This window comes from Streptomyces sp. AJS327, from assembly GCF_013450295.1.
Classification (GTDB): Bacteria; Actinomycetota; Actinomycetes; order Streptomycetales; family Streptomycetaceae; genus Streptomyces.
The window spans coordinates 1-13,378 of sequence record NZ_SKBR01000006.1; the positions used below are offsets into that span (position 1 = coordinate 1).

General features: G+C 72.5%; 8 protein-coding genes. 1 reads left to right on the forward strand and 7 read right to left on the reverse strand.

The annotated features are described in order from the left end of the window. Positions 1-62 precede the first annotated feature (62 nt). From E0L36_RS26230 to E0L36_RS26250, 5 genes are all read right to left on the reverse strand, one after another. Positions 63-1,016, reverse strand: coding sequence for a glycine betaine ABC transporter substrate-binding protein (locus E0L36_RS26230; protein WP_180931824.1), 954 nt, complete (start codon positions 1,014-1,016; stop codon positions 63-65). A gap of 163 nt (positions 1,017-1,179) precedes the next feature. Beyond that, positions 1,180-3,111: a proline/glycine betaine ABC transporter permease gene (locus E0L36_RS26235; protein ID WP_180931857.1), complete on the reverse strand. Its 1,932-nt coding sequence runs from the start codon at positions 3,109-3,111 to the stop codon at positions 1,180-1,182. A gap of 211 nt (positions 3,112-3,322) precedes the next feature. Further along, positions 3,323-4,423: a glycine betaine/L-proline ABC transporter ATP-binding protein gene (locus E0L36_RS26240; protein ID WP_180931825.1), complete on the reverse strand. Its 1,101-nt coding sequence runs from the start codon at positions 4,421-4,423 to the stop codon at positions 3,323-3,325. Further along, positions 4,423-5,970, reverse strand: coding sequence for a GMC family oxidoreductase (locus E0L36_RS26245; protein ID WP_180931826.1), 1,548 nt, complete (start codon positions 5,968-5,970; stop codon positions 4,423-4,425). Before E0L36_RS26245 ends, E0L36_RS26240 begins: the two co-directional genes overlap by 1 nt. A gap of 208 nt (positions 5,971-6,178) precedes the next feature. Then, positions 6,179-7,678 (reverse strand): aldehyde dehydrogenase family protein, encoded by a 1,500-nt coding sequence (locus E0L36_RS26250; RefSeq protein ID WP_180931827.1) that lies wholly within the window; start codon positions 7,676-7,678, stop codon positions 6,179-6,181. Between the two features lie 1,078 nt (positions 7,679-8,756). On the opposite strand from E0L36_RS26250, the gene E0L36_RS26255 reads away from it, so the two are divergent. Continuing rightward, the gene (locus tag E0L36_RS26255; RefSeq protein ID WP_180931828.1) at positions 8,757-10,265 is read left to right on the forward strand and encodes a hypothetical protein; all 1,509 of its coding nucleotides are present in this window, start codon (positions 8,757-8,759) and stop codon (positions 10,263-10,265) included. 32 nt (positions 10,266-10,297) lie between these two features. Here E0L36_RS26255 and E0L36_RS26260 read toward each other — a convergent pair whose 3' ends face one another. Both E0L36_RS26260 and E0L36_RS26265 read right to left on the reverse strand, forming a co-directional pair. Next, complete coding sequence (locus tag E0L36_RS26260; RefSeq protein ID WP_180931829.1) at positions 10,298-11,308, reverse strand: hypothetical protein; 1,011 nt, start codon at positions 11,306-11,308, stop codon at positions 10,298-10,300. A 451-nt stretch (positions 11,309-11,759) separates the two neighbouring features. Beyond that, positions 11,760-12,749 carry a malate dehydrogenase gene (locus E0L36_RS26265; protein WP_180931830.1) on the reverse strand — a complete coding sequence of 330 codons (990 nt, stop codon included), beginning with the start codon at positions 12,747-12,749 and terminating at the stop codon, positions 11,760-11,762. Positions 12,750-13,378: the final 629 nt, after the last annotated feature.

Genomic DNA, 13,378 nt, shown 5'->3' on the forward strand with positions numbered 1-13,378 from the left:
AGCTGGCCGCGTGGCCCCGACTCCCGCCCGGTCGGGCGGGGTTCGGCCAGCGCGGCCCGGTGTCACTTCTTCGGGATCCACTTCTCCCAGGTGGACTTGTTCGCCTTGATCCACTTCTCGGCGGCCTGCTCGGGCTTCATGCCCTCACCGGCGATCATCTTGGCGACCTCGTTCTGGTCGTTGGTCGTCCACTTGAACTTCTTCAGGAACTTCGCCGCGTCGCTGCCGCCCTCGGCGAACTCGCGGTTGAGGAACTTCTCCAGCTGGTTGGTCTCGTAGCCGCAGGTCGCCTTCTCCTCCGGGACCTCACAGCCCGGGGTGTGCTTCGGCAGCTTGACCTCGACCATGTCGATCTCGTTGTTCATCCACTGCGGCTCCCACCAGTAGGTGAGGAACGGCTTCTTGGCCTTGTACAGCCGCTGGATCTCCTTCAGGTGCGCGGCCTCGGTGCCGGTCGGCACGTGCTTGAAGTTCAGCTTGTGGTTCTTGATCAGGCCCTTGTCGTGCTGCGAGTACGACGGGGCGGCGCCCATGAAGTGGCCCTTGCCGCCGCTCTCCGGGGTCTTGAAGTCGTCGGCGAACTTGTTGAGGTTCTTGACGTCCGTGACCTCGGGGTTCTTGTCCGCGTAGTACTTCGGCACGAACCAGCCGATGTGGCCGACGACGCCGAGGTCACCGCCGGAGACGACGGTCTTCTTCTCGTCGACGTACTTCTTCTCCTTCTTGGGGACGCCGTGCCAGTCCTCCAGGATGGCGTCCGCCTTGCCGCTGTTCAGCGCGTCGAAGGCGACCGGCTCGTCCATCTGCTTGGCCTCGACCTTGACGTCGAGCTCGTCCTCCATGAGCTTCTTCACGACCGCGGCGTTGGCCGTGGCGCCCACCCAGGACGGCTCGGCCAGCACGACCTTGTCGCTGCCACCGGCGGAGGTGTCCGCGGCGCCACAGGCGGTCAGGGAGAGGGCGCCGACGATGCCGACGCCGGCGAAGGCGATCTTGTGGGTACGGGTGAGAATCATGTGACTTCGTCTTCTCTTCTCGGGTGGCGGGCGGATGGGCTCCGCCCGCGCGGGGGGTGTGGGGGTGTCCCCGTCGCCCGGGATCACCGGGGGGTGCGGGCGACGGGGGCGGTCTTCGGCGGGCCCACGGCGGGCCCGGGTGGGGTCCGCCGTGGGCTCCGGGTCAGGTCCGGGCGCGCCGGTGCGCGGGCTGGGTCAGCCGGTCGAGCAGGATGCCCAGGCAGACGATGGCGATGCCGGAGGGCAGGCCCTGCGCGAGGTTGCCCTTGGACAGGCCCTGCACCACGTCGTAGCCGAGCGAACCGCCGCCGATCAGACCGGCGATGACGACCATCGACAGCACCAGCACGACGCCCTGGTTGACGCCGACCAGCAACGCCTTGCGGGCGAGCGGGAGTTGCACCTGGAACAGCTGCTGCCGTCCGGTGGCGCCCAGCGAGCGGGACGCCTCCATCGCCGCCGGGTCCACGTGGCGCAGCGCCTGCGCGGTGATCCGGATGACGGCCGGTGAGGCGTAGATGACCGCGGCGATGATGCCCGCGGTGCGTCCGAGGCCGACCAGCGCGATGACCGGGATCAGGTAGACGAACTGCGGCATGGTCTGCATGGTGTCGAGCACCGGGCGGAGGATCCGCTCGGCGCGGTCCACTCGCGCCGACAGGACGCCGACGAGCAGGCCGACGAGCACGGTGAGCACCAGCGCCGCGAGGACCTGGGAGAGCGTGTCCATCGACTTGGCCCAGAGGCCCATCGATCCGGCCAGGCCCAGCGAGACGAGGGCGGTGAGCGCCGCCCGCCAGGTGCCGACCAGCCAGCCGATGACGGCGGCCAGCAGCGCCAGCGCCCACCACGGGGTGGCGGTCAGCCCGTCCCGCAGCGGGTTGAGCACGTGCTCGGTGAAGCCCTGTGCCCAGGTCACGGTGCCACCCAGCACGGGGATGCCGGAGCCGAGGTGGTCGGTGCACCAGTCGACGGCGCTCTGGAGCGAGTCGGTGATGTCCACCGTCCAGGCCGTGGGCCAGAACCTCTCCCCGATCGCCGTGCCGACGGCGGCGAACAGCGCGAACAGGGCCACCACCAGGCCCCAGACGCCGAGCCGCACCCGGGCCAGCATCCGCGAGGTGCCCGCCGCGACGGAGTCGTCCAGCCGCTCCCCGGCCGCCGCCGTCGTGCGGTCGAGCAGCACGGCGACGAGGACGACCGCGATGCCCGCGGTGAGGGCGGTGCCGATGTCGAGGCTGCCGAGCGACTGGTAGATCTCGTCGCCGAGGCCGCCGGAGCCGATGAGCGAGGCGAGCACGACCATCGACAGGCACATCATGATCGTCTGGTTGAGGCCGAGCATCATCTGCTTCCGCGCGAGCGGCACCCGCGCGGTCCACAGCCGCTGCCAGGCGCTGGAGCCGAGCGAGGTGGACGCCTCCAGCGCGGCCGGGTCGGCGCCGCGCAGCCCGAGCGAGGTGAGGCGGGCCATCGGCGGTGCGGCGTAGATGACGGTCGCGATCAGCGCCGAGGGGACGCCGATGCCGAACATCAGCACCAGCGGCAGCAGGTAGGCGAACGCCGGCATGACCTGCATGGTGTCGAACACCGGCCGCAGGATCCGCTCGCAGCGGTCGGAGAGCCCGGAGGCGAGGCCGAGCAGCAGGCCGACGGCGGCGGCGCACAGGACGGCGACGGCCATCAGCGCCAGCGTCTCCATCGTGGGTTCCCACATGTCGAGCACGCCGCAGGCGACGAACACGCCGAGCGCGGTGGCGGCGGTGCGCAGCGCGCGGCGGGAGAGGTCGGAGCCTCCGGCCGCCCAGGCGGTGAGCGTGCCGACCAGGGTGACGCCGATCCAGCCCATGGACTCCAGCAGTTCCAGGATGGAGTCGTAGGAGCTGTCCGCGAAGTTGCTGATGTGCAGCAGGAAGTAGAGGAACAGTGGGCTGGTCTCGCGGTTGTCGACCAGCCAGTTGTCCAGGTCGGTCAGCGGCGTCTCGATGTCGAAGGTGAGCGCGCTGGGCCATCCGGCGCTGTCGGTGAGGCTGGCGCTGACGACGACGAGCAGCACGGCCGCGGTCAGCAGCAGCGCCCGGGGGTTCCCGGCCATCCGGGAGAGCGTGCCGGGCGCCGGGGAGCCGTCGGCCTCGGAGCCGCGGCCCGGCGTGGACCGGTGCTCACCCTTGGCGGGGCGCTGGCCGCCCTTGCCGTTCTTGTCGCTCTTGCCGCCGGTGGGCGGCGCGGTGGAGGTACTCACGCGGTCCTCCCCCGGTCGGTGGCCCGGTCGCTGACCGACCGGGCGGCGCTGGTGTGGGAGGCGCTCATACGCCGGCCACCTCCTCGTCCCGGCCGGTCGCGGCGGTGTCCCGGGTGACTCCCGCGACGACGCCGAGCAGCTGGGCGTGGTCGACGACGCCCAGGGTGCGGCCGTCGTCCACGACGCGGCAGTGCTCGCCGCTGCGCGCCACGGCCTCGATGGCCTCGGAGACCAGGGTGCCGGGGGCGAGCGCGGGGCCGGTCTCGGCCTCCGCGCCGGTGGCGGGGCGCATCGCGCGGCGCACCGAGATCACGTCCTGCCGGGGCACGTCGCGCACGAAGTCGCGGACGTAGTCGTCGGCCGGGTTGGCGACGATCTCCTCGGGGGTGCCGAGCTGGACGATCTCGCCGCCGCGCATCAGCGCGATGCGATCGCCGAGCCGCAGGGCCTCGCTGAGGTCGTGCGTGATGAAGATCATCGTCCGGCCCTCCTCGTGGTGGAGCCGGATGACCTCCTCCTGCATGTCGCGGCGGATCAGCGGGTCGAGGGCGCTGAACGGTTCGTCGAACAGGAGGACCTCGGGGTCGACGGCGAGGGCGCGGGCGAGGCCGACGCGCTGCTGCTGCCCGCCGGAGAGCTGCCCGGGGCGGCGGTCGCCGAGTCCGGCGAGGCCGACCTTCTCCACCATCTCGGCGGCGCGGGCGCGGCGTCCGGCCTTGTCCATGCCCTGGATCTCCAGGCCGTAGGCGACGTTGTCGGTCACCGTGCGGTGCGGCAGCAGCCCGAAGTTCTGGAACACCATCGAGGCGCGGTGGCGCCGGAGCTGGCGGAGCGCGTCCTTGTCCATGGCGCGCACGTCGTCGCCGTCGAACGCCACGGTGCCGTGGGTGGGTTCGATGAGCCGGGTGAGGCAGCGCACCAGGGTCGACTTGCCGGAGCCGGAGAGGCCCATGACCACGAAGACCTCGCCCCGGTGCACGTCGAAGGAGACGTCCCGGACGGCCGCGGTGCAGCCGGTGCGCTCGGTCAGCTCGGGTCCGGTCAGTCCGCGCAGCTCCTCGTTGGCCGGGACGCGGTCGGCCTTCGGGCCGAAGACCTTCCACAGCTCACGGACGGAGAAGACGGGCGCGCCCCCGTCGGCTGCGCGGCTGTCGGTATCGGACATCAGGCAACACCTCCCGGTGTCGTGGCGGCATCGTTCCGGATGAGATCGACCGCCTTCTCACCGGTCATCAGGACTCCGATCATCGGGTTGACGGCGGGCATGGTCGGGAAGACAGAGGCATCGGCGATCCGGATGCCCTGGAGGCCACGGATCTTCAACTCAGGGTCGACAACGGCGAGTTCGTCGTCCTTCGCGCCCATCCGGCAGGTGCCCGCCGGGTGGTAGACGGTGTTGGCGGCCTTCCGCACCAGCTCGCTGATCTCGGCGTCATCGGTCACCTCCGGGCCGGGGAAGACCTCGCGCTTGAGCCAGGACGCGAAGGGCTGGGCCTCCGCGACGCGGCGGGCGAGCTTGACGCCGTCCACGAGGGTGCGGCCGTCGTAGTCGTCCTCGTCCTCGAAGTAGCGGAAGTCCAGGGCGGGTTTGACCTCCGGGTCGGCCGAGGTGAGGTACAGCCGCCCGCGCGCCCGGGACTTGGGGATGTTCGGCGTCATCGACACTCCGTGCTCGGGCCGTTCGTAGCCCAGTCGCTCGGGGTGGTCGGTGAACGGGATCTGGTAGAAGTGGAACATCAGGTCGGGGCCCTGGTGTTCGGGGTCACGCTTCACGAACAGCCCGGCGTCCGAGTCCATCGCTGAGTTGCCGGGCAGCGGCCCGTGGGTCTCCCAGACGACCACCGACTCCGGGTGGTCCAGCAGGTTCTCGCCGACGCCCGGCAGGTCCGCCACCACCGGGATGCCCAGCGCCTCCAGGTCCGTGGCGGGGCCGATCCCGGAGTGCAGCAGCAGCCGGGGGGTGTCCACCGCACCGGCGCAGACCAGCACCTCCCGGTCGGCGCGTATCAGCCGCTCGACGCCGTCCGTCCCGCGCACGTGCACGCCGGTGGCGCGGGTACCGTCCAGTTCCAGCCGGAACGCCCAGGTCTCCAGCAGAATGTCCAGGTTGGGGCGGTCACCGGCCTCCATATGCGGGTGGAGGTAGGCGACGGAGGCGGAGGAGCGCTTGTTGTCCTCCGGGTGATAGGCGAGGTCGAAGAAACCGACGCCCTCCTCGAACGGCCGGTCGTTGAAGCCGACCACCTCGGGGACGCCCAGGGCCTCCCTGGTGGCCTCGATCCAGTCGCTGGCGATGGCGTTCTGGTCCTTCTTCGCGACCCGCACCACGTTGTTGCGGAGCTTGCCGAAGTACGGCTCCATCGCGGCGGCGCCCCAGCCCGCCGCGCCGTTGCTCTCCCACTCGTCCCAGTCGGAGGGCAGCGGCTTGAAGGAGATCAGCGTGTTGTGCGACGAGCAGCCACCGAGCACCTTGGCGCGGCTGTGCAGGATGTGGGAGTTGCCGCGCGGCTGTTCGGTGGTCGGGTACTCGTAGTCGAGCTCGCCACCGAGGAGACCGAGCCAGCGGCGCAGGGTCAGCACCTCGGGCCGGTCGATGTCGGAGGGGCCACCCTCGATGAGGGCGACACGGACGTCGGGGTCCTCGGTGAGCCGTGAGGCGATCACCGAGCCCGCCGTTCCGCCACCGACGATGACGTAGTCGTAGCTGGACATAGGGGGGTTGCTCCTTGAGGATCCACGCGCCTCACCGCGCGTGCTCGGGTTGCCGGGTGGGGGCCCGGCCGGTCCCGGGGCGGGGCCCGGCCCCCGGGTAGGGGCGGGCCGTCACTCCGGGTGGTGGCGGGCCGGGGTGTGCCCGCCACGGTGGCGACCGCCGCCCGGCCTCGTGTGGCCGGCGGCGGTCGCCGTGCTCAGTGCCGCGTCAGCCGCCGAACCAGCGGACCGGGGCGGGCCGCAGGTTCTCGTAGACGTGCTTGGTCTCGCGGTACTCGGCCAGTCCGTGCGGGCCGAGTTCGCGACCGATGCCGGACTTGCCGAATCCGCCCCACTCGGCCTGCGGCAGGTAGGGGTGGAAGTCGTTGATCCAGACGGTGCCGTGCCGGAGGCGTCCGGCGACCCGCCGGGCCCGTGCGGTGTCTCGGGAGAAGACGGCGCCCGCCAGCCCGTACTCGGTGTCGTTGGCCAGCGCCACGGCCTCGTCCTCGGTACGGAAGGTCTCCACCGTCAGGATCGGGCCGAAGGTCTCCTCGCGGATCACGGTCATCTCACGGGTGCAGTGGTCCAGCACCGTCGGAAGGTAGAAGTAGCCGCTGGCCGGGCGCTTCTCGGAGGGCTCGGGGCGGGCTCCGCCGCAGCGCAGCGTGGCGCCCTCGGCCAGCGCCCCGGCCACGTACGCCTCGGTCTTCTCCAGCTGCTGGCGGGAGACGAGCGGGCCGCACTCCACGCCCTCCTCGGTGCCGCGGCCGAGCCGGATCCGCTGGGCGCGCGCCACCAGTTCGGCGACGAAGCGGTCCCGCACGGACTCCTCGACGATAAGCCGGGCACCGGCCGAGCAGACCTGGCCGCTGTGGATGAAGGCGGCGTTCAGCGCCTGGTCGACGGCGGTGTCGAAGCCCTCCTCGGTCGCGCAGGCGTCCGCGAAGACCACGTTGGGGTTCTTGCCGCCGAGTTCGAGCGCGAGTTTCTTTACGGTCGGGACGGCGGCCTGGGCCACCTTGACGCCGCTGGGCAGGCCGCCGGTGAAGGAGACGAGGTCCACGTCGGGGTGCTCGGACATCCGGGCGCCCACCGGGTCACCGGCTCCGGTCACCAGGTTCGCCACCCCGGCGGGGACTCCGGCCTCGGCGAGCAGCCGGAAGAGGTGAATCGTGGAGAGCGGGGTCACCTCGCTCGGCTTGAGCACCAGGGTGTCACCCGCGGCGAGCGCCGGGGCCACCTTCCAACTGGCCTGGAGCAGCGGGTAGTTCCACGGGGTGATCATCGCGCAGACGCCCACCGGCTCGTGCGTGACGACGCTGTGCACCTCGGCGCTGCCCGCGTCGACCACCCGGCCGGTCTCGTTGACCACCAGGTCGGCGAAGTACCGGAAGGCGGCGGTGACGTCGTCGACGTCGACCCGGCCCTCCTCCAGCGTCTTGCCGGTGTCCCGGGACTCGGTCAGCGCGATCTCCTCGCGGTCGCGCTGGAGCAGTCCCGCGACGCGGCGCAGCACCTCGGCGCGCTCCGCGACGGGGGTGGCGGGCCAGTCCCCGGCGTCGAAGGCGCGCCGGGCGGCGTCGATCGCCGCGTCGGTGTCCGCCGCGTCGCTCTCCGCGACGACGGCGAGCGTGCTGGCGTCAGCGGGGTCGAGGACCTCGCGCGTTCCTCCGGCCGCGGCCGGACGCCACACACCGTCTATGTAGTTGCTCTCGTTGACGGACACCGTCTCGCTCTGCCTTCCTACCGCTCAGTTCCGCGTTCGGGCACCCCCCAATGCCGTGCCTGTGCGCCGCCCCGAACGTGGTTTACGACTTCAACCGGACGCACGGCAAAGAAGACCCCTGCCCCGCCGATCGGTTCCCATGTCGGCCGAACGAAAATAAGTGGCCTTCCTCACTTACCCAGACGCAACAGATCACTGCGAAACGTACGGCAAAAGGCGAACACTGATGACCAGTGCAGAAAATGTATAAACCGGGCAGAGTTGTCCGGCTTGCGTAACTGCGCGACAGCGTAGAGGCAAGGGCGCGGCAGAAAAAGAGCGGGCCGCCGAAGATCGTCACGGCGGGCGACGAACGGTGCCCGGATCGCGCGGAACGTACACCACGTTCCGGGCGTCACGACAGCCGTGCAGCGCACAGCCTCAGCACCCACCCCGGGCCCCGCCCGGCCCACGCGGCCACGACCCCGGGAACCGCCCCCGACCAGCCAGAACCCACCCGACGACCAGCTCAGGGACACCACCGGAACCCTCCCAACCGGATCACCGGCTCACCCCCGGATCACCCGGAGGGGACCCGCCCCGCCTTGGGGCACCCCGGTGACCGCGTCCGGCCACCGGCGGGCGGACGTGCCCCGCTGGCCGGATTCGACTGACCGGAAATCGACCACTCCCGGACCACCGGCGGACGCCGTGGACCCCCGCGTACGCACGGCCGACGCTGATCGACATGCGGACCCCGCGCCCGATATCTACGGTTAACGCGGTATAGCCGATATCGCCGCCTCGCGTGGCGATATCGGGGACGCGACAGCCGACGGCGCCCGCCGGGCCGCCCGACACCCGAGCCACGGCCCGGACACGACCGACCGGCACGGCCGCGCGACCCGGCACCGACCCCACCCCTGACCCGCGTTCCCTCCCGGCGGCGCCCCCGTGGCGTTCGGCCCGCACGGGGCCGGAGCAGACAGGGCGGAGGGGAGAGGGGGCCGGGGGCTCCCGCCTCCGCCGGGCGCCCGCCGCGCGTCCGACCGCGTGACCGTTCGGTGGGGGGATACGGGGCGACCGGAGGTATCGAGCCATGCCAGAGAGCCATCCCACCGCGAACACCAGCCACCGGAGCCGGACACCGGGGGCATCGCGGACACCCCGAAGCCCCCGCGCGGCCCGGCACCGGACCGCGACGGTCCTCACCGCGACGCTCAGCGCGCTCCTGCTGGTCCCGGCGACCCCGGCCGCGCTCGCCTTCCCCACCGCGCACCTCACCGAGGACGACGACCGGAACAGCGCGGGCCCCCGGAAAGAGGGCACCCCACACCCCGGCTCCCCCGGCACCGCTGATGCCCCGGGCCGTGGAACTAATGTCGCGGGAAGGCTCGTTGACGGGCACACGGACCACGCGGCACGCCACCGGATGGACACCGAAACGACCGCCGGAACCGGCAGCAGGACAACCCCGGTGACGGACACCGGAACCGAGAACGCGAAAAGCACCGGATTCACGGGGTTCGCGGACCGCTCGCCGGAGAGAAAAACCGCGGGAAGCGCGGATAACCCCCGGAGGTCCGGGACATCGGGAAAGGCGGAGAAAGCGGGATCAGCCGACGGCCGGGAAAGCGCCGCCGAACGCTTCGGCACCGGGACGCCCGGATTCCCGAAAACCCCCTGGGAGAAGGGGAGTCGGGCCGCCGAGGGCGACCGGGAGCGGCCCTCCGGCGCCACGCTCGACGGGGTGCCCGCGCACGAGGTAGCCGACCGGGCGCAGGAGCAGATGGAGTCGCTCTCCTCCGTCCGGCTGCGCATCACCGCACCCGCCTACGACCTACGGATGTCCGTGGACGAGGGGGGCGACTGCGCGGGCTCCGTCGCGCTGCGCGGCAAGGGGCGCCTGGACATCGTCAAGCGCGGCGACGCGGTGTGGCTCAAGCCCGACGCGGCGTTCTGGAAGAAGGACCTCGGCGGCGCGCGGGGAGCCGAAGCCGCCGAACGCTTCGCGGGCCGCTATATCCGCGGCTCCGCCCAGGACTCCGCGCTCCAGGGCATCACCGGCACCTGCGATCTGGACGCGCTGCGCGGCGGCACCGGCGCCGGGGACCAGTCGGGGCGGGACGCCCCGCGCGCCCCGGGCTGGAAGCTCGGCGAACGGACCGACTACCGGGGCGAACCGACGGTGACCGTCCGCCGGACGGAGAGCGGAGCCCGGGTCGAGATGGTCGTCGCGGCCGAGGGGAAGCCCTACCCGCTGCGGGTGGTGCGGGAGGAGGCGGACTCCGGAGGCCAGCGTGGTCCGGGTTCCGGAGGCGAGGAGAGCCGCAGCGAGCTGCGGCTCAGCGCCTTCGACGAACCGGTGCGCCCCCAGGCCCCGGACCGCTCCCGGACCATCCCGCCCGAGGAGCTGAACGAGCACCTCGGGAAACCCTCCGAGGAGGGCGGGGAGCCCGGCGAACCGCCCACCGAGCGGGTCCACGCCACCGGGCGGCACCCCCTCGGCCGCACCCCGGGAGACACCGGCACCGTCCCCACCACGGACCCCGCCGACGGCCGGGCGCCCACCACCGCCGTCACCATCCCCACCACACACCGCCCCTGACCAGGGCCCGGTACCGGAGGCGCGGCGCCGGGTTACCCGGGGTGGACGGTGCCGACCGCCGCGCGGCGGTCCGGCGAGCGCGCCTGGTCGAGCCCGCCGCTGCCGCCGGACGACGGGGGCTCCGGCCCGTCACCGGGGTCCGAACCGTCGTCCGGCGCGTCCCCGTCGGGACCCTCCGGCTCCTCGGACTCCGAGTCCTCCGAACTCCCGGAGCCCGGCGCCTCCTTCAGTCCGCGCAGGAGGCCCTTGGTGTCCTCCTCCAGCCAGTCGGACACCTGCTGGCGGTCGGGCGTGGCCGAGGAGGAGCTTCCGCTCCCTCCCGTCAGCCAGGTCCAGCGCATCTCGACCGTCACCCAGCCCTCCCGTACCGCGAGCGTCGCGGTGCTGAAGCTGTCCGACGAGCCGCCGTCGCCCAGCCGGGTGATGAGAAAGGCGTCGTGCCCGACGTCCTCCAGCCCGGTGACCCGGTACCCGTCCGAACCGCTCTCCCGGTCGCTGAAGGCCCGCTGCCGGTCCTCGAACTCGATGAGCGGTTCCTGCTTCTTGTGCCACTCCACGCTGACCGAGACCGTGCCCGAGCCGCTGGAGTCGCTCTTCGACAGCGACTTGGTGCAGTGGCTCTGGTCCAGCGTGTTCCGCTCGGAGGCGGAGCCGTCGGGGGAACCGCTGGACTCCCGGACGGTGTGGTCCCTCTTCAGCGCGTCCAGTTCGGTGATCGCGCACAGGTCGCTGTGGAAGTTGTTGCCGGCGAAGTCGGGCTCCGCGGACTTCGGGCCGCCCCAGTTCCCGGTGGCCACCAGCGTGGTGCCACCGACCAGGGCCGTGAACACCGCTCCCGCGACGCCGCCCCAGAGCCAGCCCCAGCCGCGCTTCGGGGGCGTCCCGCCGTAACCGGCCGGGCCGCGCGCCCCACCGGGCACGGCGGCCCCGGCCCCCGCGCCAGCGAATCCGGGTGGCGCGAACCCGCCCTGCCCTGCTCCCGGCTGTCCCAACCCACCCTGGAAGGCGGTCTGTTGGCTGGAGCCCGGCACCGCGGGGGGCACCGGAGCCTGATACGGGTTGGCCGAAACCTGCTGCCCCTGCTCCCCCGCCTGAGGGGGGCCGAACCCCCGGGTCTCCCGCGCGTTCGGCGGCGGCGGCCCGGCCTGCTGCCCCGGTAGCGCCCCCGGTGGCCCAGCGGCCCGCGGCGGCCCCTGCGGTGGGTCGTTCACGTACGGATTCGGCTGCTGTGCGTGCGGCTGTTCCCCCGGTGTCCCCATAGCCACGAATGTACCGCCCCTCGTTCGACCGGCATCGCTCCAAGGCCACACCTCCGGGCCACCTCGCGGCGTCCCGCGCCGGGGCCGACCAGACGGTACGCGCGACGGGTTGGGGGCTCCGGAACTCCCCGGCGCCCGTCCGCCCCGCACGGCGGTCAGGCCCCCCGCACGCGCGTCCGCCCCGCCCGGAGGGTTCCGGGCGGGGCGGACGCGCGGACGCGGGGATGCCCCGGGATCAGAGCAGGCCCAGGCCCCGCACCGCGTCGCGCTCCTCGGCCAGCTCCTGGACGGAGGCGTCGATCCGCGGCCGGGAGAACTCGTTGATCTCCAGCCCCTGCACGATCCGGTACTGACCGCCCTCGGTGGTGACCGGGAACGAGGAGATCAGGCCCTCGGGAACCCCGTAGGAACCGTCGGACGGGATGCCCATGGAGGTCCAGTCACCCTCGGCGGTGCCGTTGACCCAGGTGTGGACGTGGTCGATAGCGGCGTTCGCGGCGGAGGCGGCGGAAGAGGCGCCACGCGCCTCGATGATCGCCGCGCCGCGCTTGGCGACGGTCGGGATGAACTCCTCCGCCAGCCACTTCTCGTCGTTCACGGCCTCAGCGGCGCTCTTCCCCGCGATGGTGGCGTGGAAGATGTCCGGGTACTGGGTCGCCGAGTGGTTGCCCCAGATCGTCAGCCGCTCGATGTCCGCGACCCGGCTGCCGGTCTTCTTCGCCAGCTGGGTCAGCGCGCGGTTGTGGTCGAGGCGGGTCATCGCGGTGAAGCGCGCGGCCGGGACGTCCGGCGCCGCGGCCTGCGCGATCAGCGCGTTGGTGTTGGCCGGGTTGCCGACCACCAGCACCTTGACGTCGTCGGCGGCGTGGTCGTTGATCGCCCGGCCCTGCGGCTTGAAGATCCCGCCGTTCGCCTCCAGCAGGTCACCGCGCTCCATGCCCTTCGTCCGCGGCCGGGCACCGACCAGCAGGGCCACGTTGCAGCCGTCGAAGGCGGTGTTCGGGTCGTCGGTGATCCTGATGTCGTTGAGCAGCGGGAAGGCGCAGTCGTCCAGCTCCATGGCGGTGCCCTCGGCCGCCTTGAGCGCCGGGGTGATCTCCAGCAGCCGGAGGTTCACCGGCACATCGGCACCGAGCAGCTGGCCGGAGGCGATACGGAAGAGCAGCGCGTAACCGATCTGGCCGGCGGCTCCGGTGACGGTGACATTGACGGGGGTGCGGGTCATGGCGATCTCCGTAGTACCTGACGTCGTTGAGGTATCCCCGAGCCGAGGCGCGAGGGACCGGGTTCCCCGGAGCGTCAACCCCGAGGTGCCCCCGGGGCGTTCGGCCCCGGAGCGCCCTCCGGGACGGTGGCCGGGAGTCCCGGGGAACGGCCGCTGCGGGCACCGACCCCGCGGGCGTCCTGGCTCGGCCCCGGCCTGGCGGCGGGTCTCTCTACATCAAGAGACCCAGGGCAGGCTATCCGACGGCCCCCCGCGCGAGGTATCGGCCCTCGCCCCCGGCGCGCGCTCCGCCCCGCGAGCGAGGCGGCGAGCTGACCGGTACGGGCCCGCGCAGCCGCCGGTGACCCACCCAGCCACGGGAGGGCCGAGGGGAGCGTCCCGTGGGTCGCTACACGGGCCCGAGAAGCTCCACTCCCCGGGGGGGTTCCGGGGGTCCGGGGGACGTGCGCGGGGGGGGCGGCCGGAGCCACCGCCCGCCCGTGCCGGGCGGGCCGGTCGCCGGGTGTCGGAGGCGGGTTGGCGACCCGCCACCGCGTGGCACCGGACCGTCTGAGGGGCAGCCGTCCGTCAAGGAGGGGAAACCGGACGGCTGCCGCCGACGGCCTGCACCCCGAAGGGCCACCAGGGAT